Origin of the sequence: Ruegeria sp. HKCCA5763, assembly GCF_013034545.1 — a bacterium.
In the GTDB taxonomy this organism is placed as follows: Bacteria; Pseudomonadota; Alphaproteobacteria; order Rhodobacterales; family Rhodobacteraceae; genus Ruegeria.
This window is the reverse complement of record NZ_WQGF01000023.1, coordinates 1-26,275: the sequence shown is the minus strand read 5'-3', so window position 1 is coordinate 26,275 and position 26,275 is coordinate 1. Positions and strand designations below refer to the sequence as shown.

General features: G+C 54.7%; 25 protein-coding genes and 1 pseudogene. 13 read left to right on the top strand and 13 right to left on the bottom strand.

Going from position 1 to position 26,275, the window contains the following annotated elements; all coding sequences use genetic code 11:
* Positions 1-638, top strand: a 638-nt coding sequence (locus GOV89_RS22130; RefSeq protein ID WP_217352195.1) for a hypothetical protein, incomplete at its 5' end; no start/stop codon positions are given.
* 844 nt (positions 639-1,482) lie between these two features.
* On the opposite strand, the gene GOV89_RS22125 is transcribed toward GOV89_RS22130, so the two are convergent.
* From GOV89_RS22125 to GOV89_RS22090, 8 genes are read right to left on the bottom strand one after another with little or no spacing between them, the layout of a single operon-like run.
* Positions 1,483-2,325 carry a fumarylacetoacetate hydrolase family protein gene (locus GOV89_RS22125; RefSeq protein WP_171239102.1) on the bottom strand — a complete coding sequence of 281 codons (843 nt, stop codon included), beginning with the start codon at positions 2,323-2,325 and terminating at the stop codon, positions 1,483-1,485.
* Positions 2,326-2,343: 18 nt separating this feature from the next.
* Positions 2,344-3,099 (bottom strand): SDR family oxidoreductase, encoded by a 756-nt coding sequence (locus GOV89_RS22120; protein WP_171175759.1) that lies wholly within the window; start codon positions 3,097-3,099, stop codon positions 2,344-2,346.
* The gene (locus GOV89_RS22115) at positions 3,096-4,610 is read right to left on the bottom strand and encodes an aldehyde dehydrogenase (NADP(+)) (protein WP_171239101.1); all 1,515 of its coding nucleotides are present in this window, start codon (positions 4,608-4,610) and stop codon (positions 3,096-3,098) included. Before GOV89_RS22115 ends, GOV89_RS22120 begins: the two co-directional genes overlap by 4 nt.
* A gap of 12 nt (positions 4,611-4,622) precedes the next feature.
* The gene (locus GOV89_RS22110) at positions 4,623-5,735 is read right to left on the bottom strand and encodes a fumarylacetoacetate hydrolase family protein (RefSeq protein WP_171239100.1); all 1,113 of its coding nucleotides are present in this window, start codon (positions 5,733-5,735) and stop codon (positions 4,623-4,625) included.
* A gap of 1 nt (position 5,736) precedes the next feature.
* Complete coding sequence (locus GOV89_RS22105) at positions 5,737-6,567, bottom strand: amidohydrolase (RefSeq protein WP_171175753.1); 831 nt, start codon at positions 6,565-6,567, stop codon at positions 5,737-5,739.
* On the bottom strand, positions 6,564-6,992 hold the full coding sequence (locus tag GOV89_RS22100; protein ID WP_171175751.1) for an RbsD/FucU family protein: 429 nt from the start codon (positions 6,990-6,992) through the stop codon (positions 6,564-6,566). The genes GOV89_RS22105 and GOV89_RS22100 overlap by 4 nt, the downstream gene beginning before the upstream one ends.
* Positions 6,982-8,034 carry an aldo/keto reductase gene (locus tag GOV89_RS22095; RefSeq protein WP_171175749.1) on the bottom strand — a complete coding sequence of 351 codons (1,053 nt, stop codon included), beginning with the start codon at positions 8,032-8,034 and terminating at the stop codon, positions 6,982-6,984. The genes GOV89_RS22100 and GOV89_RS22095 overlap by 11 nt, the downstream gene beginning before the upstream one ends.
* Positions 8,031-8,768 (bottom strand): GntR family transcriptional regulator, encoded by a 738-nt coding sequence (locus GOV89_RS22090; RefSeq protein ID WP_171175747.1) that lies wholly within the window; start codon positions 8,766-8,768, stop codon positions 8,031-8,033. Before GOV89_RS22090 ends, GOV89_RS22095 begins: the two co-directional genes overlap by 4 nt.
* An 84-nt stretch (positions 8,769-8,852) precedes the next feature.
* Here GOV89_RS22090 and GOV89_RS22085 point away from each other — a divergent pair, with 84 nt between their 5' ends.
* From GOV89_RS22085 to GOV89_RS22070, 4 genes are read left to right on the top strand one after another with little or no spacing between them, the layout of a single operon-like run.
* Positions 8,853-10,406: a UxaA family hydrolase gene (locus tag GOV89_RS22085; RefSeq protein WP_171175745.1), complete on the top strand. Its 1,554-nt coding sequence runs from the start codon at positions 8,853-8,855 to the stop codon at positions 10,404-10,406.
* Between the two features lie 41 nt (positions 10,407-10,447).
* Positions 10,448-11,974, top strand: coding sequence for a sugar ABC transporter ATP-binding protein (locus tag GOV89_RS22080; RefSeq protein ID WP_171239099.1), 1,527 nt, complete (start codon positions 10,448-10,450; stop codon positions 11,972-11,974).
* On the top strand, positions 11,971-12,978 hold the full coding sequence (locus tag GOV89_RS22075; protein ID WP_170423121.1) for an ABC transporter permease: 1,008 nt from the start codon (positions 11,971-11,973) through the stop codon (positions 12,976-12,978). Before GOV89_RS22080 ends, GOV89_RS22075 begins: the two co-directional genes overlap by 4 nt.
* Before the next feature lie 47 nt (positions 12,979-13,025).
* Positions 13,026-13,970: an ABC transporter substrate-binding protein gene (locus tag GOV89_RS22070; protein ID WP_171175741.1), complete on the top strand. Its 945-nt coding sequence runs from the start codon at positions 13,026-13,028 to the stop codon at positions 13,968-13,970.
* 64 nt (positions 13,971-14,034) lie between these two features.
* Here GOV89_RS22070 and GOV89_RS22065 read toward each other — a convergent pair whose 3' ends face one another.
* Positions 14,035-15,093 (bottom strand): hypothetical protein, encoded by a 1,059-nt coding sequence (locus GOV89_RS22065; protein WP_171239098.1) that lies wholly within the window; start codon positions 15,091-15,093, stop codon positions 14,035-14,037.
* Between the two features lie 428 nt (positions 15,094-15,521).
* Between GOV89_RS22065 and GOV89_RS22060 the strand changes: the two genes are divergently transcribed.
* The 3 genes from GOV89_RS22060 (at position 15,522) to GOV89_RS22050 (ending at position 18,475) form a co-directional block, all read left to right on the top strand.
* Positions 15,522-16,796, top strand: coding sequence for a serine hydrolase (locus GOV89_RS22060; RefSeq protein ID WP_170561714.1), 1,275 nt, complete (start codon positions 15,522-15,524; stop codon positions 16,794-16,796).
* A gap of 72 nt (positions 16,797-16,868) precedes the next feature.
* Positions 16,869-17,480, top strand: a complete 612-nt coding sequence (locus GOV89_RS22055) for a TetR/AcrR family transcriptional regulator (RefSeq protein WP_171239097.1) — start codon at positions 16,869-16,871, stop codon at positions 17,478-17,480.
* A 62-nt stretch (positions 17,481-17,542) separates the two neighbouring features.
* Positions 17,543-18,475, top strand: coding sequence for a cation transporter (locus GOV89_RS22050; RefSeq protein WP_170561721.1), 933 nt, complete (start codon positions 17,543-17,545; stop codon positions 18,473-18,475).
* 328 nt (positions 18,476-18,803) lie between these two features.
* On the opposite strand, the gene GOV89_RS22045 is transcribed toward GOV89_RS22050, so the two are convergent.
* On the bottom strand, positions 18,804-19,385 hold the full coding sequence (locus GOV89_RS22045; protein ID WP_170517484.1) for a TetR/AcrR family transcriptional regulator: 582 nt from the start codon (positions 19,383-19,385) through the stop codon (positions 18,804-18,806).
* 124 nt (positions 19,386-19,509) lie between these two features.
* Here GOV89_RS22045 and GOV89_RS22040 point away from each other — a divergent pair, with 124 nt between their 5' ends.
* The 3 genes from GOV89_RS22040 (at position 19,510) to GOV89_RS22030 (ending at position 22,549) form a co-directional block, all read left to right on the top strand.
* Complete coding sequence (locus GOV89_RS22040) at positions 19,510-20,100, top strand: YceI family protein (protein WP_170806683.1); 591 nt, start codon at positions 19,510-19,512, stop codon at positions 20,098-20,100.
* A 65-nt stretch (positions 20,101-20,165) separates the two neighbouring features.
* On the top strand, positions 20,166-20,705 hold the full coding sequence (locus GOV89_RS22035; protein ID WP_254451568.1) for a luciferase family protein: 540 nt from the start codon (positions 20,166-20,168) through the stop codon (positions 20,703-20,705).
* Positions 20,706-21,184: 479 nt separating this feature from the next.
* Positions 21,185-22,549, top strand: a complete 1,365-nt coding sequence (locus GOV89_RS22030; RefSeq protein WP_170806685.1) for an alpha/beta fold hydrolase — start codon at positions 21,185-21,187, stop codon at positions 22,547-22,549.
* Positions 22,550-22,783: 234 nt separating this feature from the next.
* Here GOV89_RS22030 and GOV89_RS22025 read toward each other — a convergent pair whose 3' ends face one another.
* The gene (locus GOV89_RS22025; protein ID WP_171239096.1) at positions 22,784-23,176 is read right to left on the bottom strand and encodes a hypothetical protein; all 393 of its coding nucleotides are present in this window, start codon (positions 23,174-23,176) and stop codon (positions 22,784-22,786) included.
* Positions 23,143-23,799 (bottom strand): hypothetical protein, encoded by a 657-nt coding sequence (locus GOV89_RS22020; RefSeq protein ID WP_171239095.1) that lies wholly within the window; start codon positions 23,797-23,799, stop codon positions 23,143-23,145. Before GOV89_RS22020 ends, GOV89_RS22025 begins: the two co-directional genes overlap by 34 nt.
* On the opposite strand from GOV89_RS22020, the gene GOV89_RS22015 reads away from it, so the two are divergent.
* Positions 23,798-24,067 carry a hypothetical protein gene (locus tag GOV89_RS22015; protein ID WP_171239094.1) on the top strand — a complete coding sequence of 90 codons (270 nt, stop codon included), beginning with the start codon at positions 23,798-23,800 and terminating at the stop codon, positions 24,065-24,067. The genes GOV89_RS22020 and GOV89_RS22015 overlap by 2 nt on opposite strands.
* A gap of 239 nt (positions 24,068-24,306) precedes the next feature.
* Positions 24,307-25,761: an amidohydrolase family protein gene (locus GOV89_RS22010; protein ID WP_217352194.1), complete on the top strand. Its 1,455-nt coding sequence runs from the start codon at positions 24,307-24,309 to the stop codon at positions 25,759-25,761.
* 167 nt (positions 25,762-25,928) lie between these two features.
* On the opposite strand, the pseudogene GOV89_RS22005 reads toward GOV89_RS22010, so the two are convergent.
* Positions 25,929-26,275: pseudogene (locus GOV89_RS22005) on the bottom strand (aldo/keto reductase); the annotation flags it as partial.

Below are 26,275 nucleotides of genomic sequence, written 5' to 3'. Positions count from 1 at the left end.
TGATCCTCCTAAGCCAATCAAACGCTCGTGTTCCAAATCATTCGATGACGGACACTTATGAGCTGGATGATGAATTATTGCCTGAATTGGATAACGTGAAGCAGCGCAAGTTGGTGAAACTGCTGATCCTCATGGCTCTGAATGCCAAGAACGAGCGGTCAGCTTATAGTGCGTTCCGGGACGCTTCTCCAGTTGGCTCGATAGCAAAGTCGATGAAGAATGCGGAACTTCGGCTGGTGTTAGACGCTGCTATCAAGAAACACCCTTTCCTCGAGGAGGACCTCTGCGCGGATCGTGGGATATCGCTGATGAACACGGACAGTTTGATGGCTTCAATGGTGATCAGACACTTCACCAGACAGCGGATACCTGTCCTATGCATCCACGATAGTTTCCTGATCGGCTACTCGTATGCACTAAGGCTCAAGACGGCCATGAAAATTGCAGCCATGCGTGTTCTTGGTTGCTCGGTTGCCCTGTCCAATAATTATCTGGGGCTCGATGAGGTGGAACAACGAACTCCCAGCTTAGTAAATGATTACATGGACATGCGCTATCTCGCCCGCTGCCCTGCCTATCAGGTCCGTCAGCGTATCTTCAACGAGAGGATAGCGTATCTGGATTCTCTGGGGGGATGAGGAAACTGGATGATCGGGGGTGAGAGGTTTGAGTTTCTCTTCTCCTCTTTACCCTTCGTTTTCCATTACTTATCCCTATGCCCGACTATACTCAGCCATAAACGCTATCGGCCTCTCCCTCTATCTGGGGGAGGTCACCGCTGACGTGCAGACAGCGAGGCAGGTTAGCAGGACAAGTGTGATCAGAACTGGGGCATAAACGGGGGCATTTCTCGGGTAACGGTGACCCAAGTGCCTGTCGTTGTTCCATGTTCTGATGAGCTGGCTGGGGTGGTAGGATTTTTTGTCAACATATTGAAAATTAACAAAATAAAGGAAATGGGGTCAATGGGCAGTGTTCAAAAATCGGTTTGTGTTCAGTATTGTGCTTCACTTTTTCGCTTTTGACTATTTGGACGTTAGCGAGCTCGCCGGTGATACGACTTGCGCGGGATTGGGCGAAAAGCTGACTTTCGCTGCGTCTGCAAACAGTAGGAGCCATCGAGGCGAAGCAGAAATTCAGTCTGTGCCATGGCAGCCAAATTAGTTGGACTAACAGAAGGACATGCATGGTCGAGATTTCGTGACATCCGTTAGACTGTAAGCAGGCGGGTCCTGTGCATCGTCGACTCGCCGCTATTATGGCTGCCGACGTCGTTGGGTGTTCGTCGTTGATGGGCAGCGACGAAGCAAGGGTATTGTCCGCTCTCTAAACTCTGCGTTCAGAGATTTTGATCCCGAAATTGCAAGACATTAAGGGCGACTCGTCAAGTTGATGCGGGATGGTGCTCTTGTCGAATTTTCTTCGGTTGTCGCTGCCGTAACCAGTGGCGTCGAGATACAGCGGGCAATGGCTGAGTTTCCACTATCCCGCGATGACATCCTGTCGCTGGACGCCCAGCCCCTCAATCCCCAGTTCCATTTTATCGCCTGGCTTCAGATAAGTCTGAGGTTCTTGCCCCATACCCACGCCAGGCGGTGTTCCTGTCGAAATCACGTCCCCGGGTTGCAGCGACATAAACTGCGATAGATGCGCAATGACGGTTGCCACACCAAAATGCATCGTTTTGGTTGAACCATCCTGATACCGGTGCCCGTTCACCTCAAGATACATCGGCAGGTTTTGCGGGTCTGGCACCTCGTCTCTTGTCACCAGCCAGGGGCCGATTGGGCCAAACGTATCGGCGGACTTTCCCTTGACCCATTGACCCGAGCGATGGAGCTGAAAATCTCGTTCTGACAAGTCGTTGACCACGCAATACCCGGCTATGTGATCCACGGCTTCGGCCTCGGATACGTATTTGGCCTCTTTGCCGATGACCACGCCCAGCTCCACTTCCCAGTCGGTTTTGACCGAGCCGCGCGGGATTTCGACCGTATCGTTGGGGCCGATGATGGCCGAGGTGGCCTTGAAGAAAATCACTGGTTCAGCAGGGAGTTCCATGCCGCTTTCTGCCGCGTGATCGGCATAGTTCAGACCTATGCAGATGAATTTGCCGACATTGCCAACGCAAGGACCAATGCGTGGATCTCCATCTACCACCGGTAGGCTGTCCGCATCTGTTGCCCGCAATTTCTCAAGAACTGTGTCGCCAAGTGTGTCGCCCGAGATGTCATCGATAACGCCGGAAAGGTCACGCACTGAGCCGTCCGACCCCAAAATACCGGGTTTTTCAGCGCCCTTGGCACCATAACGTAGCAGTTTCATTGTGAGGTTCCTTCCTGCTCAGATCGTCCAGCCGCCATCAATGGCAAAAGGCTGACCCGACGTGTATTTGCTTGCATCACTGGCTAAATACAGAGCCAGTTCTGCGATCTCTTCCGCGGTGCCAATTCGGCCCATCGGCTGACGGGCAATGAAATCAGTCATTGCCTTTTCGTAGTCTCCCGTGTCGCGCAGCCTGTCATGCAGGCTTGGGCTGTCAACGGTGCCGGGGCAAATCGCATTGCATCGGATGCCTTGAGTTACGAAATCGGCGGCCACGGATTTGGTCAGGCCAATTACCGCTGCCTTTGATGCACAATAGGCAAATCGGTTAGGTACGCCCTTTATGGATGATGCGACTGAAGACATATTGATGATTGACCCACCGCCGACTTCAAGCATTCCCGGAAGGGTCAGGCGGATCAGTCTGAACATGGCTTTGACGTTGAGGTCAAAGCTGAAGTCCCAATCCTGTTCTTCACACTCAAGGATAGAGCCTCCCGCAACATAGCCTGCGCAGTTAAACAGAATGTCCAGATTCGGCAGGTCGGCCGCAGCGGCTGTCACAGCTTCATTGTCTGTTACGTCCAGGTTGAGCTGTTCGATACCCGCGATGCCGCCCAATTCGGTTAGAGAAGCATCGTTGATGTCGCTGGCGATCACGCGTGCGCCTTCGGCCGCAAACAATTCGGCGGTTGCGCGGCCAATGCCTTGCCCGGCAGCTGTGATTAGGGCGGTTTTGCCTGCAAGCCGGTTCGATGGTTCGAATGTCGTCATTGGTTGCCTCGCAGTTTCTCGGGTAGAAGATCCGTTGGGATGTCCTGATAACAGACCGGCCGCAGAAAGCGCCGGATCGACAATGTGCCAACGGATGTTGCGCCAAAGTTGGTTGAGGCAGGGTAGGGGCCGCCGTGAACCATGCTGTCGCACACTTCAACGCCGGTCGGGAAGCTGTTGGCCAGTAGGCGGCCCGCCTTTCGTTCCAGCAGCGGAAGCAGCGCCTGAGCGTCGGGTCTGTCGCCTGCGTCCAGATGCAGTGTGCAGGTCAGTTGCCCCTCGATGGTGCGCGCGATCTGTTGCATTTGAGAGGTGTCATTCACGTGCACGATAATGCCCAATGGTCCGAAAACCTCTTCCTGCAGCTTGTGGTCGGCCAGCCAGTCATCGCCGGAAACAGCGAACAAGTAAGGCGCGGCATCGCGTGTCTCGCAACTGGTGCCCATGATCTTGGAAACACCTGTTCCGGCGGCGATGCGCGAAACGCCGTCGCGATAGGCTGCCGCAATTCCATCGGTCAGCATTGTCTGGTCAGCCACCGAAGACAACCCGGTCTCAGCTGCGGACTGAAACGCCTCAGCATCAGGCCCATCAATGATAACGGCAATGCCGGGATTGGTGCAGAACTGACCGGCGCCCATCGTCAGCGAAGCGGCCCAACCTGTGCCGATCTCGGCCCCTCGCGCGGCCGCTGCTTGCGGCAAGATAAACATTGGATTGACCGAGCCCAGCTCGCCAAAGAACGGAATGGGTTCATCCCGCTGCGCGCACAAATCAAACAATGCGCGCCCACCTCCAAGGCTGCCAGTGAAACCTACGGCCCGGATCAGAGGATGTTGCACCAGGCGCGTGCCCACGTCCCGTTTGCCGCCTTGAACCAGTGAAAACACTCCGGGATGAACCCCGGTCGCCTTGATGGCGGCGTCGATGGCCTGCGCCACGATCTCGCCCGTGCCGGGATGGGCCGAATGACCTTTAACGACAATCGGACATCCTGCGGCCAGTGCCGCGGCGGTATCGCCCCCAGCAACCGAGAAGGCCAATGGGAAGTTCGACGCGCCGAATACCGCAACAGGCCCCAGCGGGCGCTGGATCATGCGCAAGTCGGGGCGGGGCAAGGGTGCGCGATCCGGCATCGCCGGGTCATGGCGCATGTCCAGATAATCACCCGCTTCGATGTGATCGGCGAAGAGGCGCAGCTGGCCGACGGTACGGCCACGTTCCCCCTGCAGACGCGCCTCGGGCAAGCCGGTTTCCTGAGTGCCAATCTCGGTAATGGCATCTCCACGCGCGTCAATCTCCTCCGCGATTTTGCGCAGAAATGCGGCGCGCTCGGCGCGCGAGGACCAGCCGAAAGTGGCAAACGCTGCCTCGGCCGCTTCTACTGCGTTATCGACCAATGTCGCTGTCCCCACAGAAAAGTCATGGCTTGGTCCATGCGCAGGTTCGGATGCAAAAGTCGCATCTGCGCCGACCCATTCGCCGGCGATCAGGTGTTTTCCAGATAACATATTCGTTCTCACTTACAGCAGGCCGCGATGGGCGAGGTTTCGCATCAGGTGTGACGCCCCAAACGTCCATTCCGGGCATTCCGTCGACAGGCGCACGGTGTTGGTCAGTGCCCCAAGTTGTGCATTGGCGATGGTGACGACGTCGCCAAGTTTGTGTGTGAATCCACCGCCTGGGGTATCCCGGTCCTGGGTTGGGGCGAAGAGTGTGCCAAGAAACAGCATCAGCCCGTCAGGATATTGGTGGTGGCGTCCGATTGTCTGCTTTACAAGATCGGCAGGATCGCGGCTGATCTGGGACATCGATGAGCTGCCGTTCAGGACAAACCCATCCGGCCCGGTGACGGTCAGCGTCAGCTCAGCTTGACGTACATCGTCCAGTGTGAACCCAATATCGAACAACCGGATCATCTGTCCGATCGCGCAGGAGGCGTTGTTGTCCTTGGCTTTGCTCAACAACAGAGCTGAACGTCCTTCGACATCGCGCAGGTTCACATCATTGCCCAGCGTTGCGCCTTTGATCTCGCCTTTTGAGGTAACGGCCAGTACAACTTCGGGTTCGGGATTGTTCCAGTTTGAAACGGGGTGCAGTCCAATATCTGCACCGAAGCCGACTGACGAAAGTACCTGCGCCTTTGAAAACACCTCGGCATCGGGGCCGATCCCGACTTCCAGATACTGGCTCCAGAGGCCTTCAGCTATCAGTGCTTCTTTTACATCTGCGGCGGCGTCCGATCCCGGTACGATGTTGGAAAGGCTGTCCCCGATCCGGTCTCCGATGCGCGCGCGGATGGCATCGGCTTTGGCAGGATCGCCTGCGGCCTGTTCTTCGATCACACGTTCGACCATGGAGCCCGCAAATGTGACACCGCAGGCTTTAACCGCCTGCAGGTCGCACGGCGCGAGCCATTGGTGGTCGGCGTCAAAAGGGCCGATTTCTTCACCTTGTGCATTGCGCACATAGTCTGTCGCGTCTTCGCGTTCCAGAATGTCCCGGACGGTTGGTGCCGTTTTTGACGTTATATCGACAACCTGCCCATTGCGCAGGGTTACCACGCTGGGCCCAACCCCTGCACGCTCAACACGGCCGAGCCACAGCCCGTTTGGTTCCAATGTAGGTATGGTCATTTTAATCCCTGAGGTTATAGGCGCGGGTGGCATTGCCACCCATGATCGCCTGGCGTTCGTCGTTGCTCAGCTGGTTCAGGAGCGTATCGGTGGTTTCACACCAGCGCTCGTAGCTGCTGGCCAAGGTGCAAACCGGCCAATCGCTGCCCCAGATTAGACGCGACGGGCCGAAAGTGTTCAGCAGGTGATCCACGTAGGGGCGCAGGTCTTCGATCGTCCAATCTGCGGCAGCCTCGGTCACGAGGCCGGACAGCTTGCACCATGCGTTTGTATCCCGGGCCAAGGCCGACATGTTGTCGGACCAATCATGCAAGATTGCGTCTTTGATCAACGGTTTCGACCCATGGTCGATGACCACACGCAAGTCGGGGTAGCGCTGAAGAAGTTGTCTGAGCGGGCCCAGATGTTGGGGCAAGGTCAATGCATCGAATGTCAGGTCATACCGTTGGACAGCCTCGAAAGCTGGAGGCAGTGTGTCGCCGAGCATCCACAAAGGATCAGCAATGTCCTGTATCATCGGGCGAAGGCCAACCAGTGCTGGGTGGGCGGCCAAAGCAGCAATTTGCACGCCAACATCAACGGCTTCAAAATCAACCCAGCCGACAACACCTTTGATAAACGCATTTTGGTCAGCCAGCGAGAGCATGAATTTGGTCTCTGCCACTGTGGGTGCCGCCTGGACAAGGACCGTGCTATTGATCCCGGCAGCTTTGAGCAGGGGCATTAGGTCGTCTGGCGTGAAATCTCGGTAGATCGTGTCCAGAGCAGGCGTCAGCCAGCCATAGTCGCCGCGCGCCAAAGCCCAGAAATGCTGATGCGCGTCGATTCTCATCCGATCACACCCTTTTTTAGGATGATGTTGCCATAAAGCCTGCGCTCGCCTGTCTGAACGATGGCAAAAGCGTTGGCTGCACGGTCGTAGAATGCAAACCGTTCCAAGCCCTGAACTTTGGCCGGGTTGTCGGCAGTCTTGTCGATGATACTTTGAAAGTCCGCGACTGCGTCGGGAACCGCCTCCGGGTCGCCGACAACCTGCATGGTCAACGCCGGATCAGGAACGAAGGTGTCCAGCGGCATCACGGACAAAACAGCTTGCAACACTTCACTGGCCGAAGATCCATCCGCCCGGATGCAGTTCGGGCCGCTACTGGAACCCGGGAAGTTCGCGTCTGCTATGACGATTTCATCCCCGTGACCCATGGCCCTGAGGGTGTACAGGAGCTCCGGCGACAGGATCGGGTCGATGTTACGCAGCATCGGCGGCCTCGCTTGGCAGAGGCGCGTCCGGTCGGATCAGACCTTCGGATCGTAGATCCGACCAAAGACCAGGAGGAATGTCGCGCTCCATCAAGGCCACATTGGACTGGACTTCGGATGCGTTGACGGCTCCAGGCACCACTGTTTTGACGCACGGATGACCCAGAACAAATTGCAACGCCGCAGCGATCAACGGTGTGTTGTGGGCCGCGCAAACTGCTTCGATCTTACGGACCCGGTTTAGAATGTCTTCGGGCGCGTCTGCATAATTGTATTTAGCGCCGGGCACAGCTCCAGTGGCGAGAACGCCTGAATTGTAAGGTCCCCCGAGGATGATCCCGACATCGCGCTGCTCACATAATGGCAGGAAACTGTCGAGCGCTTCCTGCTCCAGCAGGGTATAGCGCCCGGCCAGCAGGAACCCGTCAAAATCCCCCAGTCCAAGCAGCCTTTCGCAGACCTGCCATTCGTTTACGCCCGCGCCGATTGCAGCGATCTCGCCTGCGTCGCGCAGTTCGGTTAGCGCTTTATAACCCCCGCCATCAAAAAGCTCGCGCACCTTGGCGTCCGACATTTCCTGGCTGCCCTGGCTGAAGACACAGACATCATGCACCAAAAGAATGTCAGAGTTGGCTACACCGATCCTGTCGCGGCTGGCCTCGTAAGACCGCATGACTCCGTCATAGGTATAGTCGAACACGATCCGTTTCTGTGGCACATCGACGAAGGCTTCGGGTGTCACCTCATGCGGTTCGCAATCCAGTAACAAGCGACCAATCTTGGTTGAGAGTTGAATGTTCTCGCGACCGAACCGGTCGATCGCCTGCCCAAACCGATGTTCTGACCGGCCAAGCCCATATTGCGGCGCGGTGTCAAAAAATCGGATGCCTGCATCATAGGCGGCCTGCAACGCCGCCTGCGCGTCCTCATCCGAGACTTTGCGATACAGGTTCCCCAACGGCGCCCCGCCAAAACCCATGCGGGTCAGGGGAACAGGCCGTGTGGTACGGTTGTTCAGTAATTCTGTCTGGGAAACGATCATCCTGCCTCGCTATTCGACTGTGGAGTAAGGTTGAACAAATCGGGATTTTGCTTTTCCAGTTGTTCGATGCGCGGCATCAACTGCCCAAGATGGGTACGCATAGCGTCCTGCGCAGCCTGTTCGTCGCGATTGCTTATTGCTTCGAAAATCGCCCGGTGTTCTGCCAATGTCTCAGCTATTCGGCCGGGTGTCGGCAGCAGCAACATACGGGCGCGGCTGACCTGCAACGATACGGTTTGCGCAACGTCCGCAAGACGGCGGAATCCGGTGAACTCCATCAGTAAGCCGTGGAACTCTTCGTCTGCCTGATAAAAGCCAGGGATGTCCTCATCCTCGATCAGCAGTTCCTGCAGACGCATGTTGCGGCTCAACCGTTTGCGCTGATCGTCGGTCAGATCGCGTGCGACCTTCGCGACGGTTGCAAGCTCAAGCGCCTCGCGCAGGAAAGCGCCTTCGCGAATTTCATCCATCGAGAAATAGGACACGCGGGTGCCGGATTGCGGCACCACATCCACCAGCCCTTCGGAGGCCAGACGCGCGATCGCGTCGGCAACAGGTGCTCGAGATACGCCCAATCTCTCGCACACTGGCGCCTTCCGGAGATTCGCCCCGGGAGGGAAATCAAGCGAGAGAATCGCCTGTTTCAAAGAGTGGTGAACCCGTTGAGTCAGTGGCCCTTCGATAGTCGTGATCTCGGGCAGCAGCGCAGCATCAATATCTTGGTGTTTGTTCATGCTGAGCAATTTAGCATTCTAACATGTTAGTTGACAAGTAGTGATTTTGGATTTAGCAACATTGGCCAAGCAAGCGGGGAAGAGATGCAAGCACACGGCGGCATAGATGTTTTGGAAGAGGCGACGCGCGACGTCGTGAAGCTTAATCCGCAGGACAATATCGTCATTGCTTTGCGCGACCTGCAGGCGGGTGAACAACCAGCGCATGTTCCAGTGCCCTTGACCGCGTCTGTCACCCGCGGTCACAAGATTGCGGTGTCATCAATCCAGGCTGGCGAAAACGTTGTTCGCTATGGCCAGATTATCGGGCAGGCTAAATGTGATATCGCACCGGGTGAACATATCCACGTGCACAACCTTGGCATGGGGGCGCATCAGCAAGACTACGCACATGCCAGCGCGAACGCGCCACTGCCTGCTCTGACTGAAGAGCGGACATTCGACGGATACCATCGCACCGACGGTAAGGTGGGAACCCGAAACTACATCGGTATTCTGACCACCGTGAATTGTTCGGGGTCCGTGGCGCGCTTCATCGCTGAGGCGGCGGAAAAATCCGGGCTGCTGGACAGCTTCCCAAATGTGGATGGCGTGGTGCCTATTGTGCATGGGACCGGCTGCGGAATGTCCGGCAAGGATGAGGGTTATGCCACCCTGTTCCGAACCCTGTCCGGGTACGCCCAGCATCCGAATTTCGGGGGTATCCTGCTGATTGGTCTGGGGTGTGAGGTCATGCAGGTCGCAGACCTGGTTGGCGGTCGTCCAATCCGCGCTAACGGTGCCCTGCGCTACATGACTATTCAGAATGAGGGCGGAACGCGGCGCACAATCGAGCGGGGGCTCGAAGAACTGCGAGGCATCGCCGAACTGGCCAATCAAGCCGAACGCGCCCCCGCTCCGATCAGTGCCATTACGGTCGGCATGCAATGTGGCGGCTCGGACGGATATTCGGGGATCACTGCGAATCCCGCGCTGGGGTATGCCTCGGATCTGCTGGTGCGCCACGGGGGCACGACGATCCTGTCGGAAACCTCGGAAATCTACGGGGCAGAGCATCTGCTGACGCGGCGGGCCGAAACGGTCGAAGTTGGTGAAAAGCTGATCGAACGTATCCACTGGTGGGAGGACTACACCGCCCGCAACTGCGGTGAGATGGACAACAACCCGAGCCCCGGCAACAAGCGCGGTGGCCTGACAACCATTCTTGAAAAATCGCTGGGAGCCGTTGCCAAAGGAGGCACAGCTCCTCTGCGCGACGTCTACAAATTCGGTGAGATGGTAGACAAGCACGGGTTTGTCTTCATGGACAGCCCCGGTTTTGATCCGTGTTCGGTGACCGGACAAGTGGCCTCGGGCGCGAACCTGATCGTGTTCACCACTGGGCGCGGGTCGGTGTCCGGATATCAGCCGACGCCTTGTATCAAACTGGCCACCAATTCCGAGATGTATGCCCGAATGGCCGACGATATGGACCTGAACTGCGGTGACATCGTGACCAACGGGATCAGCATCGAGGCAAAAGGCGAAGAGCTGTTTGAAATGCTCATCCGCGTCGCCTCGGGAGAAAAGACCAAAAGCGAGGAACTTGGCTTTGGGGGCGTTGAATTCGTCCCCTGGCAAATCGGCGCGGTGATGTAAACCGCGTTGGGCCCAAGGGAGAGGGGCACATGGGAGGGAAAATGAATAAATTGGTCGAAATGACGGGGATTGATAAGTTCTTCCCCGGCGTGCACGCGCTGAAATCCGTGCAGTTCGATCTTGAACCGGGCGAAGTTCACGCGCTGATGGGGGAGAACGGGGCCGGGAAAAGTACGCTGATGAAGATCCTGTCGGGTATCTATCAGCGCGATGGTGGGACGCTGAAGATCGAAGGGCGCGAAGTTAGTCCGACAACCCCGCGTGAAGCACAGGATCTGGGCGTCGGGATCATCCATCAGGAACTGAGCCTGATGAATGACCTGACTGTCGCTCAGAACATTTTCATCGGGCGAGAACCGCGCAAGAGTTTTGGTCGTTTGGATGAGGCTGCGCTGAATGCGCAGACAGCCGAAATCTTTGCTTCGATGAATCTCAGCCTCGATCCCAGGGCGCCGGTGGGCATCCTGACCATCGCAAAACAGCAGATGGTCGAGATCGCCAAGGCACTGTCCTTTCGGTCCAAAGTGCTCATCATGGACGAGCCTACGGCGGCCCTGAATGACGCCGAAATTGCCGAGCTGTTCGTCATCATTCGCCGCCTCAAGGCCGAGGGCGTTGGTATCGTTTACATCAGCCACAAGATGGACGAGCTCAAGCAGATCTCGGATCGCGTGACGGTCATGCGTGATGGGGAATATGTCGGAACAGTTGGTGCTGCCGAAACCCCCATCAGCCAGATCATTGCCATGATGGTCGGCCGTGAGGTCAAAGAAGAACCGCTGGACGTGCCCGATCTGGGTGATGCTGAGATGTCTCTGCAGGTCACCGGGCTGAGCCGGAGCAACGAAATTCAGGACGTCAGTTTCTCGGTCCAAAAGGGTGAAATTCTGGGCTTTGCCGGTCTGATGGGCGCAGGTCGTACCGAGGTTGCACGGGCTATCTTCGGGGCCGACCCCAAGGATAGCGGAGAAATCCGGGTACATGGTCAGGTGGTGTCGATCAAATCACCCACCGACGCCGTCAAAGCGGGGATCGGATACCTTTCCGAAGACCGAAAGCACTTCGGCCTCGCCACTGGTATGAACGTGCGCGACAACATCGCGCTTGCCTCGATGGACCTGTTCACCGGCGCAGGCGGAGTTCTGCATGATGGAGACATCAGCGACACCGCAAAAAGCTACATCCAGCAATTGGGCATTCGAACACCATCGGATGTGCAGGAGGTTCGCCTGCTGTCAGGCGGCAACCAGCAGAAAGTTGTCATCGCCAAATGGCTGCTGCGTGACTGCGATATTCTGATCTTTGACGAACCCACCCGCGGCATCGACGTCGGCGCAAAATCCGAGATTTACAAGCTGCTGGAAGAACTGGCGGGACAGGGCAAGACGATCATCGTGATCTCATCCGAACTGCCCGAAATCATGCGCCTCAGCCATCGCATCGCCGTGATGTGTGAAGGGCGACTGACCGGCATTCTGCCCGGCGGAAAAGACACCACACAAGAAGACATCATGCATCTGGCCACGCAACGTGCGGCGGCGATGCAGGTAACAGGGACAGTCCAATGACCACAGCAACCGACATCGAAAAGAAAAAGCCACTCTCGGGCCTTGCGGACAGTGGCGCGTATCAAAAGCTGTTGGCCTTTGCCAGTTTGATCGTTCTGCTGATCGGCTTTTCCATTGCATCACCCAACTTCATGCAGACCTCGAACATGATCGCCATTCTGCAGGCAACGTCGGTCAACGGCGTTCTGGCCGTCGCAGCAACGCTGGTCATTATCACGGGTGGGATTGATCTGTCCGTTGGTACGCTGATGACCTTCTGCGCCGTGATCGCGGGCGTGGTGTTAACGTATCTCGGCATGCCCTTGCTGTTGGGCGTTGCCGCAGCCATTGCGGCGGGCGCATTTTGCGGACTTTGCTCAGGCACTTTCGTCGCGAAAATGAAAATTCCGCCTTTCATCGCCACGCTTGGGATGATGCTGATCCTTAAAGGCCTGTCGCTGGTGATCTCGGGGACGCGGCCAATATATTTCAACGACACGCCGGGCTTCGACCTGATTTCGCGCGGGTCACTGATCGGAGAGGTTTTCCCTTCGCTGCCCATCCCCAACGGTGTGCTGATCCTGTTCCTTGTGGCCATCGCGGCATCGTACATTCTGGGGCGCACGGTTCTGGGCCGTTATACATTTGCGCTTGGCTCAAATGAGGAAGCGGTGCGTCTGTCCGGCGTGAACACCGACATGTGGAAGATGCGCATTTATGCGCTGGCCGGAGCGATCTGCGGCATCGCCGGAATCTTGATCGCCTCGCGCCTGAACTCGGCGCAACCGGCATTGGGGCTGGGTTACGAGCTGGAAGCGATCGCCGCCGTGGTGATCGGCGGCACGTCCCTGTCCGGCGGGCGCGGCACCATTCTGGGCACGCTGATTGGCGCCCTGATCATGGCGGTGCTGACCAACGGATTGCGTGTGCTGTCCGTCGCGCAGGAATGGCAGACCGTTGTGACCGGCGCAATCATCATCCTGGCCGTCTATGCCGATATGGCACGGCGCAAGAAATCGGGATGACCAAGCAGCTAATTCAAAGACCAAAACGACCAACTGGAGGAGAAAACATGTTATCACGTCGTTTCATTCTGGGTGCGCTGAGTGCAGCCACCCTGGCAGGACCCGCCTCGATGGCGGCGGCCGAAGAGATCTACATCCCGCTGGTATCCAAAGGCTTCCAGCATCAGTTCTGGCAGGCCGTGAAGTCGGGTGCGGAGCAGGCGGCTGACGAATTTGATGTCACCATCACGTTCGAAGGCCCGGACAATGAGACCATGGTGGACCGTCAGATCGACATGCTGGCTGCCGCTCTGGCCAACAACCCCAAAGCCATTGGTTTTGCCGCTCTGGATAGCCAAGCTGCAATCCCGCTTTTGAAGCAGGCCAACGAAAAGGGCATTCCGATCATTGCTTTCGACAGCGGCGTTGACAGTGACATTCCGCTTTCAACCGCGACAACGGACAACCTGGCAGCAGCCGGACTCGCAGCCGACAAGATGGCAGAGAAAATTGGTGGCAAGGGCAAAGTCGCAGTTGTCGCGCATGACCAGACCAGCCGCACCGGCATCGATCGTCGCGACGGCTTCGTGAACCGAATGGCCGAGAAATACCCGGATATCGAAGTTGTCACGGTTCAGTACGGCCAGGGCGACCACCTGAAATCGACCGAAGTCACCAAGGCGATCCTGACGGCGAACCCTGATCTGAATGGCATCTTCGGCACCAACGAAGGTTCGGCCATCGGTGTTGTGAACGGCGTTCAGGAACTGGGCACCGAGGGTTTGATCATCATCGGCTATGACAGCGGTAAAGCCCAGAAAGACGCAATCAAGAGCGGTCTGATGGCCGGCGCGATCACGCAAAACCCGGTCGGCATCGGCTACGAGACGGTGAAGGCAGCGGTGGCGGCTCTGAACGGGGAAGAGGTTCCAGGTCTGATCGACACAGGCTTCTACTACTACGATGCCTCGAACATTGACGACCCGAAGATCTCGGCCGTTCTGTACGACTAAGTACCACCACTCACGCTGTCCGGCCTGTCTTTTGGGCGGGCCGGATGGTTTCATCTGCAGATTTTCAGGTGAATTGATACCAAGGCGTGCGGGGCAGGGGCATTCGGGTCGCTACGCTGGCTTGCAATTGAGCCGCCGTCGTTTTTAGCGCATCAATGACAAATTCGCGGCGGTTGTCGATCAGGGCGGAAGCGAAATGCGGAATCGTCAGTGAAGCGATCACGGATTGTCCCATACCATGACGGATAGGTGTCGAAATCTCGCTTATGGCGTTGCTCTCGGGGCTGCCGAGCGAAATGTAGTTCTGATCGGCGCAGACTGCCGCTTGATCAGAAAACTCTTGCAGAGAGTCTGGGTTTTCCTCCGATGAAATTTTGCGAAGATAGGCTAAGCGATCTTCGCGTGAGGAAATTTCCGAAAGAAAACACGCCCCGGCCGATGTCTGAAACACGGGCGTTGTGTAGCCGACGTAAGAGCCTCCGAGGAAATCCTCCAAATTGTAGAAGACTATCGGCTGTATGGTGGTGAGCGAAAAATCATCCTCTCCCCAAAGATGACCGACCACCCCGCCATAAGACAAATCGCCAGCAAAATTGAACCCAACAAGTGCAAGGCCCGCTCCGTTTCCAGGCCCGTTGAATCCGTCTTCAGCAGTATCGAAAGAGAGTTGGACGCCGTATCCGACCTTGAATGTCCCTGGTTCCACTTCCGGAACATAAAATGCCTGAACAATGGTATCGCTAAAGCCAAAATCTGTTCCTCCGCCACTGTCGGAAAAGGCGAATTCTGGGAGGCTGGCATCTGCGCCCGCTACACCAACTGGCAAACCAACGTAAGGTATCAATCCGCGCAAAATCACATTCGCGGCTTCTCCCTCGAACGTGTAAACTGGTTGAAGCTGAAAGTTGTAGGTTGTGCTGTCGCTATTGGGGCCAAAGCCGATTGTGTTATCCGTAAGTAGTGCGGTGACTGCGGCGAGCGGGTCCTGTGCCTTACGTGCGGCCTGACACGCGGCATCGCACTCTTCTTGTGCTTTGGCGAAAGAGGTTAAAAATACCGAGCAGCAAATACCAAAGAGAACCAGCCTGGAAGGCACACATAGTCGTTTGGCTAGCGTGCTCAACTGAGTTGCCCGGCCCCAGGGCCCAATAGTTATGCAAGACAAGGGATGCTCCTAACGTTAAATACACCAGATTCTCCCACGAGATTTTTATAGTTTATTTTCGATTCTTGTCGATAACTTCGAGAGCAGTGGGTTTGGGTTTGGGAAATTGTCGAAGCTGATTTGCCGCAAGGTTATAAAACTGCTCATTTTTTTAGCAAGGGTGCGCGCCAGCTACAACCCGGTATAGCTGAAATCCCAGCCAAAACTCAACTGTTGTCGACATCGCCATTCTTGGTGTACCCATATCGGTGAAGCTGGACTCGAATAACAAATTCCGCGCTCAGCCCATGGCGCAAAGCACACTTCTCAGATCTGACTGCGCTTCGATTTCATAAGACATGCAGCGCAGTCATTAGAAATAAGCTCAACGACATCAAGGAAAACAGATGAACAAAATCAATTGTATAGTAGCAGTTAGCTTTCTCCTGTCATCAGCAGCATATGCTCAGTCAATACTGCCTCCAGATCAGGCGTTCCTCGATCAAGTCGAAGGCTTTGGTGTCACCCAAGAAAACTGGGATAGCGGCGAAAACGCAGCCGTAACCTTTCCCAATGCCTACAAGTTCACGCGTCACTACGTTGTTGAACCGAGCGGTGACATTGAGCCCGAGAGCTGGACGGAGTCCATTAGTCTCGACTTGTCCGAACTGACTGCTGAAGACGCTGATGGTCCACTGGATATCGAGACTTTGTTGCGGGACAGGCTCAAGAACCATTCAATGGTAATTCTGAAGGGCGACGACCTGCTGCACCAGCATTTTTGGAACGGGATGGATGAAACATCTACCCACTTGGACATGTCAGTAACAAAGTCCTTCACTGCCATTCTTGCTGGAATTGCTGCGGCCGAGGGTAAATTGGACATGACGGCACCGGTGGAATCTTATCTGCCAAGGTTCAAAGGGACAGCGTTTGAAGGCGTTTCGCTGCAAGACGTGGCCGACATGAATTCAGGCCTCGACATTCCCACACCGCCCTTTCTTTCTTGGGACCCAAAATTCACCGAGTCTCAGGAATGGAACGGACCCAATGATAGCGGTTTGAACGGCATCGAAGATTACCTGGTTACAATCGCGCAAAGAAAATATGAACCAGGCACACACTATCAGTACCAGGACCCCAACACAGAAGTTCTGGGTCTTGCTGTCGAAGCGGCGACCGGTGTTGGATTGGCCGAGTACTTGCAAGACAAGTTGTGGTCAAAGCTAGGAGCTGAGGGCGAGGCATATTGGATGGCTGACCCGTCGGGTGCAACAGTTGCCTCCGGGGGATTGAACATGAGAACGCGTGACCTCGCGCGCGTCGGACGTATGATGCTCGCCGGAGGTAAGAACTACGCTGGAGATCAAGTCATCCCTGCCGCTTTCCTGGACGCCCTGTGGATGGGAAACGACAGGGTCCGCGGTGCTTGGAGCAACGGAAAAGAGGCCGTGCTCGCGCCAAATGGGTGGTATAAAGATCAAATCCGGATCTTGGAAATTGGTGACCACAAATTCGCGGCGTTTGTCGGAATACACGGTCAGGTTTTGGTGGTTGAGCCAGAAAGTGAAACCGTCATTGCAATGAACGGTGGCTACCCGCAGACGGAAACAGAACGCATGAATTCCATGATTTTCCTACAGGTTGTTCCAGCGATTCTAGATGAAACAGCAAAGATGTAGGGCTGCTGAAATTTGACGCGTGGGTCCTGTTGTTGGTACGGACTTGTCATATACCATTGGTCAAGACTGTGAATGAAACGCTACGCTAAAGGTGAGGAACGACGACTGAAGTTGATCCTCGCTGCCGAAACACTTCTGGAAAATGAAGACCTTCCAGATATCACCATGCATAGGATCGCGGCAGAAGCCGGTATCCCGTCAGGTTCTGCTTACCACTTTTTCAAGGGGGTCAACGAGGTTTTTGCAGCTGCGGCCGGTCGTTTTGGTGAGCAGTTGATCGAAGAGATAATCGCGCCCTACTCAGGCGCTGCCTTGGAGGATTGGCGTAGCTTGTTCGAACACGCAGCACGCCGAGGCGTCGCTTTGTATCAAAGGAAGCCAGGCTATTGCCGACTTATCTTGGGGAGTACAACGGCACCTGCGATCAAGGCTACCGATAGGCAAAACGACTTTGAGCTTGGCGTTCAATTCGCGGAACTCATGGACGGCTACTTTGTGTTGCCCGGCATTGACCAACGCGAATTACGTTTCTTCCATGCAATCGAGATATTTGATCTGTTCCTCAGTCTATCATTTCAGAGGCATGGGTCTCTGACCCCCGAGATGACTGACGATGGGCTTTCCGCCTCAATCTCATATTTGCGTCAGTTCATCCCAGATCGCATTCCACGCCGTGGCGTTTGACAGCTAGATCCTTTCAAGCACTGTATCTTTTGCGGTCCACTCAAGGGTTTTGTGAGGCACTCATGCAGAATGAACATGCATCTGAACAACGTGCTCTAACCATTAGTATGATTGGCACGCTCTTGATGGGACTCGCGGGTATCGGCGCAGCCATTCTATCAAACTCCCAAGCTATTCTCCTAGATGGGTTGTTTTCATTTGTCGGCTTTGCAGCAGCACTTTTTGCACGAAGGGTAATTGGAAGGGTCCAAAAGGCGCCAGACCAGATTCGCCCTTTTGGCTACGGGTCGGAAGAGTCAATTTTCACAACATTCAGGGCTCTCTCGTTGCTTGGTGTGGTGCTCTTCGCAATCATCAATGCGCTTCGTAGCATCGGCTCATACGCGAACGGTCAGCTGCCGCCACCTTTGCTGTTCGAGCCTATCGCAGTTTATCTCGCTGCCATCTTGATGACTTGCCTGGTTCTTTGGTTGTTTCACCAGAGAGCCTGGAGGAAGGGCGGAAAGCGCAGTGATATCTTAAAGCTGGAGGCCAATGCGGCTGCCTTTGACGGCGCTGTGACCGCGGCCGCGGGTGTTGGTTTGTTTTTGGTCGCTTCGATAGACGATGGACCGTTGGCGGTTGTCGCCCCCATCGGAGACTCTCTGATTGTTCTAGTCTTATGCTCGATGGCTGCAATTCGTTATTTTGCAGACTTTCGAGCGGGATTGGCCGAGTTGGCAGGGGTCGCAGCGCCAAAGGCCAGTTATGAAATGGTGTTGGGTGTCGTCAAAGAGCCGATAGCGTCATTTGGAGGCAAATTGGTTGAACTACTGATTGTAAAAGCAGGGAGAAGTCACTCTATCGTTGTCTTGTTTGATCCTCAGCGACCAGTGTCCGCAATTGAAATAGACACTCTTTCGGATGAACTGGAGCAGAGTCTGCGACAGAAACTTAAACACGCGAACATATTGACTGTGGTAACTTCTTCGAGCGGAGATTCAGAAACGCATTAGAGATTTGATCCTCGCTTTTAAGGTTTGCCCAATTCCGCATTGGCTGTTGTGAAGGTCAGCTTTGCGCTGCCTCCAGTCGTAGACACGTGAGGTAGCGAAGGTCGACTACGAGCCAAAATTTACCGATGCTGCTTAGAGCACCAATGTCAGCGATGCGCAGAAAGCAGACTTTGCAAACCTCGGCGGACGATCATAGCAAACGTTTGCTAAGACCATTTGGAGCAGCCGCTATTAGGAACTGGCTGGATATGCTATTGATCATGATTTGATGCTCTGATGTAATCTCGCGTCCGTTGCTGGTCGCTTTGATTGGGAAGAAAGGCGATGGTCACTGCCCGGAATTGGTTTTCGCGATATTGTAAAGCAGATCGACATGTCGATCTAACCATTCTTCGTCCAAGGCCTCGTGACGTATGAGCTTGCGGAAATAAGGTGCCGCGACTGCTAGTTCTATGAGCTGTTCAACCGGAACATCCGCGGCAATCTCACCGCGGTCTATTGCGGCTGCAAATACTGCTTCAACACTTGCGAACCTGTCTTTCATGAATTCCGTGATCACCAGCCGTGCTTCTTCATCTGTGGACGCAGCGGCGACCACCTGAGGCGCGATTTGGCCCCATGGTGTGTCATTCAAGGCCCCCATCAATACACCGAGTAACCAGCGCAGGTCAGATCGTAGCGGGCCATCGGTTTTGGGCGGTATGTTCGGCGGTGTTGCGATGCGCCGGAATGCTGCATCACGCAGACTACGCGCATCTGGCCAGTGCCTGTAAAGTGTACTGCGCGAAATGCCTGTTGCCTTTGAAACTGCGCCATGAGTTACGTGCAGCACGCCTTCATCCATCAGTATCTTTTGCGCAGCATCAAGCGCGGCCTGCCGTGTGGCGATCAGCCTAGGATCTTCTTTCAATCGCCCCTCCTATAGAACATCTTGTTGCGCTGTAGAACATTATGTTCTATAAGTATGGCCAGCTAAAAACTAAAGCTCAATACTCGATTCCGCGAACACGTCTTGTCAAAATGGGAGCGTATCAATGTTCAAAGTGGCAGCAACCCCGCTGGCGGTACTCTTATCGATGGGCGCGACAAACGCATTGTCCGAGAGTGGCACCTACGAGCTGGATCCTGGACATAGCCAGGTATTGTTCAGCTACGACCACATCGGTTTTTCAGAAACATTTGGAATGTTCTCAGGTTTTAGCGGTGAGATAGAGTTCAACGAAGATGATCCGTCATCATCATCTGTCTTAGTGTCTATGCCTGTAAAATCCATGATCACGGGCTGGGACGCCCGTCTGCAACACTTCATGTCCGATGACTTTTTTAGCGCGAGTGACAGTGACGTGGTCACATTCGCCTCGACCAGCATTGAAGTGACCGGAGACAATACCGCGAATATTTCTGGCGACCTGACCATGAATGGCATCACCAAACCTGTTGTTTTGGAAACAACGCTTAACAAGTCAGCTCCATACCCGTTTGGCCCAAAAGAGGGCACGCCGACCCTGGGCCTGGCAGCCACGGCGACCATCGTGCGGTCTGAATTCGGACTTGGGGCATTTGCGCCAGCGGTGAGCGACGAGATAGAGCTCTTGATCAATATCGAAGCGTTAAAGGCTGAATGATGTGTGCAAGGGCGCCGATACTGCGCTGAACGCTCATTCCTTGATTTTGGCGGATGGTCAACACGATGAATGAAATCCTGAGAGCATTGGCGGTTGCTGCAACGGCGGTGGCATTGACGTGCCCCTTGGCATCCGCACAAGAGCGTTCCTTGCCGGAGCGCACCTCACCCCGTCCTGAAACGACAAGCGGCGTACCGCATACTCAGATTGGTGTCGAAATTGATACCGACTTGGCCAAGCTATTGCTGGAGCGTGTTGCGCAACTCCCAGGGGTCACACTTGGCCCGACACGCATATCGCTTCCTGGCGCGATTGGTTTTCAGCTTGATCCCGACATGCTGCTGTCTCAACCGAACTCTATCGTGGGTGGGTTTGAGTTTGCGCATATGCATCCTGATGGCAGCTTGCACGCGTCGCTGCATCCGGCAACGGCGCGACGGGCAATTGAGGCTGGCTGGGCCGTAGCTCACCCTTGGGCCAAGCAACGTCCTGGGTGGAGCGGCTTTGTCATGATATATACACCGACCACACCAGAAGAGTTGGATGTCGTCATCGATCTGGTAGAAAGCTCGTACACCTTCATCACCGGCAACACCTTGGGCTAAGCTCGAATTGCGCGAAAGTGTGCGGGGACGCCTGTTTCCTGTCAGAGAGCAGTTTCAGCCAACTTGTTTCTCGCAGTGACTTTTTTCTTAAATTGTCGCCGTGGCGAAGCGCTCGATACCTTCAAGCCTTTCGCACCAATGGTAGCTGCCGTCCGCTTTTTAGATTTTGCAAAGCTCAGAGTCGAAGTTCCGCTTCGGGCTGCCATCGGTCACAGATGAGAAGAGCTACGGACTGACACTTTTAGAATTGATATTTCGAAGTGAACCTTAGTTAACAACGCGAAATGCGTTAATCATTCACCTTAATTCTAGGTTTCGCCAGCCAATAAGACATTTTGCTCGGCTGTGTGTTTCAACGCAACTTTGGGAACTTGCAGGCTTAGCAAAATACCCAGGCACAAGTTTTGGTCACAAAAATCTATTCGTCTGTTAATTTTGGTTCAGAGGAATTGGTTTAGCTAAAAGGATCACATCGACTGATGAAGCGGAAAATTGCTGCGATCCTAAGCCTCGATGTCGTCGATTATACCAAGCGCATGTCAGAGGATGCTGAGACCACGCTGAACACTCTACAACGCATTTTGGACGATGTGATCAGACCGTTGGTCCATGAAAACAAAGGACGAATATTCAAGCTGATGGGAGATGGTGCTTTGGTTGAGTTTGTTGCAGCCACAGACGCAATTAATGCTGCCAGCCAGATTTTCAATCAGATGAGAGATGAAGACGTAACACTTCGAGGAGGTCTCCACGTTGGCGACGTAATGCCAAATGGCACAGACTTGTTCGGAGAGGCCGTGAATGTTGCGTCGCGCCTTCAGTCCAGCGCGCATATTGGAAGTTGTCTCGTCAGCAAGACAGCTGCTGAAGTTGCGGGAACTTCGCTGGCGGTTGCTTTGCGACCAGAAAGCTCGATACGGTTGAAGGGAATTCCAAATCCAGTTGAAGCCTACTCTATTGATTTAGATGGTGACAAAAGACGCGCAAAGAACAAGCTGCTGGCTAGCTCTCAAGACGTCCGCTTTGCAAAATCAAAAGACGGTACAACGCTTGCCTGGACATCCACTGGAAGTGGTAGAAAGTTACTGGTCACACCAAACTGGCTTAGGCATCTGGAATACGATTGGACGATGAACACCATCGCCGGGTGGTTGCCGCTGCTTTCTGAAAATCACTGCCTTTATCGGTTTGATGGTAGAAACAATGGCTTGTCCCAGAGGGGCGTGCAGGATGTGTCTTTGAATCGGATCGTCGAAGATGTTGAGGCCGTACTGGACGCAGCCGGGATCGAAAAAGTTCCACTGTTTGGCATTTCTTTTGGGGCAACCATTGCCGCGGCTTTTGCCGCAAATAATCCTGACCGTGTTTCGGGGTTGGTTCTACTCGGTGGATTTGCACAAGGACTCGCGGTGCGTTCACAGCCCGGAATTGCCGCGCTTGGGCAAGCAATGATGGATATGAGTCTTGAAGGCTGGAACGATGAATACCCTTCTGCAAGAGACTTGATGGCGCAATCATTTGCTCCAACCGCAAGTCCGCATGACCAGCGCACTTATGCAGAATTTATGAAAGTGGCAATGGACCATCAGGATTGGCTCAAGATTGGACCACTGGTCGCAGGGGTCGACGTAACCGATCTACTTCTGCGGATCACCTGTCCGGCTCTGGTTATGCACGCTAATCGAGACAGGATGCACAGTGTTGAACAAGGTAGGATTTTCGCCTCCGGCATCCAGAAGGCGCGCTTTATTGGCCTTGAGACAGCAAACAATACGATGCCAGAGTATGATCCTGCCTGGCCTAAAGCCCTAGTGGAAATAGAGCGTTTTTTGAATTCAATTTGAGCAGTGTACGTTGTTCATCGCCAAAACTTTATTGTTCGAAGGTAAGAGGATGCCGTGCGCCCTTCGATTTTCGATACTGGAATTTAAAAACTCTAGGCTTCTCGTCATCGACCGCTTTGTCCTGATCTCGGAAATTGCAAAGTCTTGTTGCGAATGTCCGGTTTGGGCTGCGACCCGCCGAATGCAGGTGCAGCATGCCTTCGAATTTGCAGACTAGTTTTCATCAGATACTGACTAATCGCTCAATTTGAGCATTCTCTTTGTATCGAAGGCCTCGACATAATCTGGCTCCGTGAACGGAGAATACTGCTTTGTCGTCCCTGTCCGTAGTGCAAACTGTTCAGCGAAGTCTTCCAGCTTGAGTTCGCTTTTACCCTCTAGTTTTGCCTTGGTGAGGGTATCAATCAACAGCTCGATAACGAGGCCCCAGCGATGAGCGCACGCGAAGTCGAGCCGACGTAGAAAGCCCTCCGTTGCCAATTCTTCGATATTGATTTCCGCTTCGTCCGCATATGCGTAAATGAGTTCAGCGAGTTGTTCTGCGTCATTCTGTAGACTGATTTCATCGAAGTGAACGGGATCCACAAGCGCATCTAGTTGCTCGTACGAACGCACGTAATCGGACAAAACAGGCACCCCTGGCGGTCAACAGCGCGCTGAAACTCATCCGAGTTGTACCAGATGCCGGAGAAAGCCCTTACCCCCTCATCGGTGGGCGTTAGCGACTGCTTCAATCCCAGATGAATACGACGCTTGTCTTCATTGATTGGACTAAACAAACCGCGAGTTTCGTTGAGTTCTTTGAGGACCTCTGCGGGCCTGCGGCCGCCCATGCCAATCCCCATGTGGCGCCGCGAAGGGTATTCATCGATAAAATAGCGGGTCAAGATGCCGTACAACTCTTCGGTGACCAAAACCCCATTTGCGTTTGCATCGTATGAAGGCAGCTCGCCTGGCCTTCTGCCGGTATAGCCGTGGATCAGTTTAATGACTTGGGACTCAAGCGTGCCGAAGCTTCGCTCCACATTGGTCCTGTCCGTCGAGGCATGGCGAATGCCGAGCAACTCCCTCAGTTCGAGGCGCACGAACGGGCGTACAACAAACTGGCCCGAACCTACACGTCTCAGGTTGAAGCCTTGCGCAAATACCGAAATGGCGGAAAGCAGACAGTCACCGTGCAGCACGTCAACGTCGAAGATGGCGGGCAGGCCATTGTCGGAAACGTCGAGGCCAGGGGGAGGGTCGCGCATGAAAAGTGACGACAACCCCATGAGCAGGGCGCACGCAGCTCCGAGATGCACTGCGAAATCAAAACGAACTGGAGAGCGCTGCAAAGGCCCGGCCGTGAAAGGGTGGACGGTGTGCAGGTTCCACGGTGCCCGCGGCGGTCATGGCCCCGGTAAAGCCAACCCGGCTTACAGGCACGGCATGCGGACGCGGGAATGGCAAGAAATGCGCAAGGCGATCAACGATCTGGTGCGGATGGAAAGGGAGATCGAGGATTTGATGTCCGATTGATTGCGATCTCTCAATGGCGGCTTAGCGTTCCAAACCAGTCATCTGACAAAATGACTCAGGTGACTGCTTCGAGCCCAAAGTGGTCAATAAAACCCATCGTCCATCCACGAGATTTTGCATTCTGAAGCGCACGTCAAGTGATTGCTCTCTTGCGCGGGCAAGCGTTTGACGCAGCAATCATTGGTTGTTTGATTTTACGGGCGAGTGTTACGCTCTGTCATGACGGGAGGAAAATTGCCATGGTCGTTTTTAAATCGGGCTTTCTAGCAGTGTTTTCAGCCAGTGTCTCAACCATAGCATTTGAGGTCGCGGCGCAGTCAGACATTTCCAGTGCATACGCGCCAGGTGAATTACCGGCGATGATTTTCGACGCAGAGCGGCCTGAGAAAACTCTTATTACAAACATCAATATCTTCGATGGCGTTAACGATGGCTTGAAAGCAGGAAGCGTGCTTGTCGAAGGCAGCCTAATCAGTGAGGTTTCAGAGGGAACCATCGATGCACCGGATGCTGTTGTAATCGATGGGGGCGGCCGCACTCTCATGCCTGGTATGATAGATGGCCATGCTCATGTCATGATCAACGATGACTTCGGGCCAGTAGAGCGCGACCTCGACATTACTGACATCAGCTACAACGCGGTCATCGTTTCTGAACGTTTTGTCCGAGATGGTTTCACGACCGTGAGGGACATGGGAGGTCCTGCGTTTGGCTTGGCCAGAGCAATCAATTTAGGTCGCGTAGTCGGCCCGCGCTTGTACCCATCTGGCGCTTTCATCTCGCAGACTTCTGGCCACGGTGATTTCCGTGACCGCGCTGATGCAGGTTTTTCGATTAACGATGCTGGCGACCTGTCGAATTTTGAACGCATGGGTATTGGTAATGTCGTAGACGGAGTTCCCGAGGCTCTGAAGGCCACGCGCTTGAACCTGCGTAACGGTGCCACACAGATCAAGATCATGGGCGGCGGCGGGGGCTCATCGCGCTTTGACCCAATCGACACGACGCAATTTACCGAAGATGAAATCTGCGCAATTACCGGCGCGGCGGAGGATTGGGGAACATACGTCGCGGCACATACTTTCACTGACCGCGCCGTTAACCGACTTCTTGATTGCGGCGTCAAAACTTTTGAACACGGGTTCTTCATTTCCGAAGAGACCATGCAGCGTATCGCAGCGGAAGGCGGGTACATGGTCCCACAAATGTGGGGTATATCTCCTGACCTTGCACGCAACCCTCTCATGCCAGCAGATAAAATCCCGCTGGTGGAAGAACTCGGCCAACAGTACGCTGATTTTGGGCGCAACCTTCTCAAGAACGGCGTCAAAGTCGTCTTTGCCTCTGACTACGTCGGCAAATTCGCCGATGCAGAACGAGCGCGACGCTATGAAATCTGGTGGCGGACGCAGACATTCGACAGCAATTTTGAAGTGTTGAAGCAGTTGACTTCAACCGCTGGAGAAATGATCGCCCTGTCTGGGCCAAGGAACCCATATCAGGCTGGCAAGCTCGGTGTGATCGAGGCTGGAGCATACGCTGATCTTATTCTGGTGGATGGAAACCCCCTCGAGGACATCACCGTAATTGGCGGTACTGATCAGTGGTTCGACGCACCAGAGGAGTGGGAACCAATCGACACGATTGACTTCGTCATGCTCAATGGGGCGGTGTATGTGAACGAACTGGACTAGAGTGCCCGCCGACTGACCAATTTGGTGGCGGTACACAGCCTGTTTTCACTTCGGTTGCATATGGCTGTTTTGTCCGCGCAACAGTCATTGGTGACCGTTGTAGCGAATGGCGGCTGTGAGACCAAAGGGGTCAATTGGCAGAACAGTATCTTATCCGAAAGTTGACTCTAAGCTTCTGGGTCTCTCGAAGTTTTATCGAGCTCGGCGAGTTCCTCCCAAATGCCTTCAGGGATGGACCACTCTGCCCATTCCGTCGCCTGTTCAACATGCTGAGGCCACGTCACTCCGCAGACCGTCGAAGTGATGTCATCGTCTTTCATCGAGTATTGCAACGCGACCGCCCCGACCGGGACATCGTAGCGTCCGCATACCTCTTCAACAGCACGTATTGGCGCAAGTACTTCATCATCTGCTGGTCTGTAGACATAGAAGCGATGGATCGCACTGCCTCGGGCAAGCGCACCTCCGGAATAAGGTGCTGCGTTCAATATCGAAACGCCTCGTGATTTCGCGA

What these genes read in the sequence shown, in the direction of transcription:
- GOV89_RS22125 (WP_171239102.1), bottom strand. Translation starts at nt 2,325, where the DNA reads ATGAAACTGCTACGTTATGGTGCCAAGGGCGCTGAAAAACCCGGTATT.
- GOV89_RS22120 (WP_171175759.1), bottom strand. Translation starts at nt 3,099, where the DNA reads ATGACGACATTCGAACCATCGAACCGGCTTGCAGGCAAAACCGCCCTA.
- GOV89_RS22015 (WP_171239094.1), top strand. Translation starts at nt 23,798, where the DNA reads ATGAAAAGTGACGACAACCCCATGAGCAGGGCGCACGCAGCTCCGAGA.
- GOV89_RS22070 (WP_171175741.1), top strand. Translation starts at nt 13,026, where the DNA reads ATGTTATCACGTCGTTTCATTCTGGGTGCGCTGAGTGCAGCCACCCTG.
- GOV89_RS22055 (WP_171239097.1), top strand. Translation starts at nt 16,869, where the DNA reads ATGAAACGCTACGCTAAAGGTGAGGAACGACGACTGAAGTTGATCCTC.
- GOV89_RS22110 (WP_171239100.1), bottom strand. Translation starts at nt 5,735, where the DNA reads ATGACCATACCTACATTGGAACCAAACGGGCTGTGGCTCGGCCGTGTT.
- GOV89_RS22105 (WP_171175753.1), bottom strand. Translation starts at nt 6,567, where the DNA reads ATGAGAATCGACGCGCATCAGCATTTCTGGGCTTTGGCGCGCGGCGAC.
- GOV89_RS22085 (WP_171175745.1), top strand. Translation starts at nt 8,853, where the DNA reads ATGCAAGCACACGGCGGCATAGATGTTTTGGAAGAGGCGACGCGCGAC.
- GOV89_RS22035 (WP_254451568.1), top strand. Translation starts at nt 20,166, where the DNA reads ATGAATGAAATCCTGAGAGCATTGGCGGTTGCTGCAACGGCGGTGGCA.
- GOV89_RS22020 (WP_171239095.1), bottom strand. Translation starts at nt 23,799, where the DNA reads ATGCGCGACCCTCCCCCTGGCCTCGACGTTTCCGACAATGGCCTGCCC.
- GOV89_RS22040 (WP_170806683.1), top strand. Translation starts at nt 19,510, where the DNA reads ATGTTCAAAGTGGCAGCAACCCCGCTGGCGGTACTCTTATCGATGGGC.
- GOV89_RS22030 (WP_170806685.1), top strand. Translation starts at nt 21,185, where the DNA reads ATGAAGCGGAAAATTGCTGCGATCCTAAGCCTCGATGTCGTCGATTAT.
- GOV89_RS22090 (WP_171175747.1), bottom strand. Translation starts at nt 8,768, where the DNA reads ATGAACAAACACCAAGATATTGATGCTGCGCTGCTGCCCGAGATCACG.
- GOV89_RS22050 (WP_170561721.1), top strand. Translation starts at nt 17,543, where the DNA reads ATGCAGAATGAACATGCATCTGAACAACGTGCTCTAACCATTAGTATG.
- GOV89_RS22115 (WP_171239101.1), bottom strand. Translation starts at nt 4,610, where the DNA reads ATGTTATCTGGAAAACACCTGATCGCCGGCGAATGGGTCGGCGCAGAT.
- GOV89_RS22075 (WP_170423121.1), top strand. Translation starts at nt 11,971, where the DNA reads ATGACCACAGCAACCGACATCGAAAAGAAAAAGCCACTCTCGGGCCTT.
- GOV89_RS22010 (WP_217352194.1), top strand. Translation starts at nt 24,307, where the DNA reads ATGGTCGTTTTTAAATCGGGCTTTCTAGCAGTGTTTTCAGCCAGTGTC.
- GOV89_RS22060 (WP_170561714.1), top strand. Translation starts at nt 15,522, where the DNA reads ATGAACAAAATCAATTGTATAGTAGCAGTTAGCTTTCTCCTGTCATCA.
- GOV89_RS22095 (WP_171175749.1), bottom strand. Translation starts at nt 8,034, where the DNA reads ATGATCGTTTCCCAGACAGAATTACTGAACAACCGTACCACACGGCCT.
- GOV89_RS22100 (WP_171175751.1), bottom strand. Translation starts at nt 6,992, where the DNA reads ATGCTGCGTAACATCGACCCGATCCTGTCGCCGGAGCTCCTGTACACC.
- GOV89_RS22080 (WP_171239099.1), top strand. Translation starts at nt 10,448, where the DNA reads ATGAATAAATTGGTCGAAATGACGGGGATTGATAAGTTCTTCCCCGGC.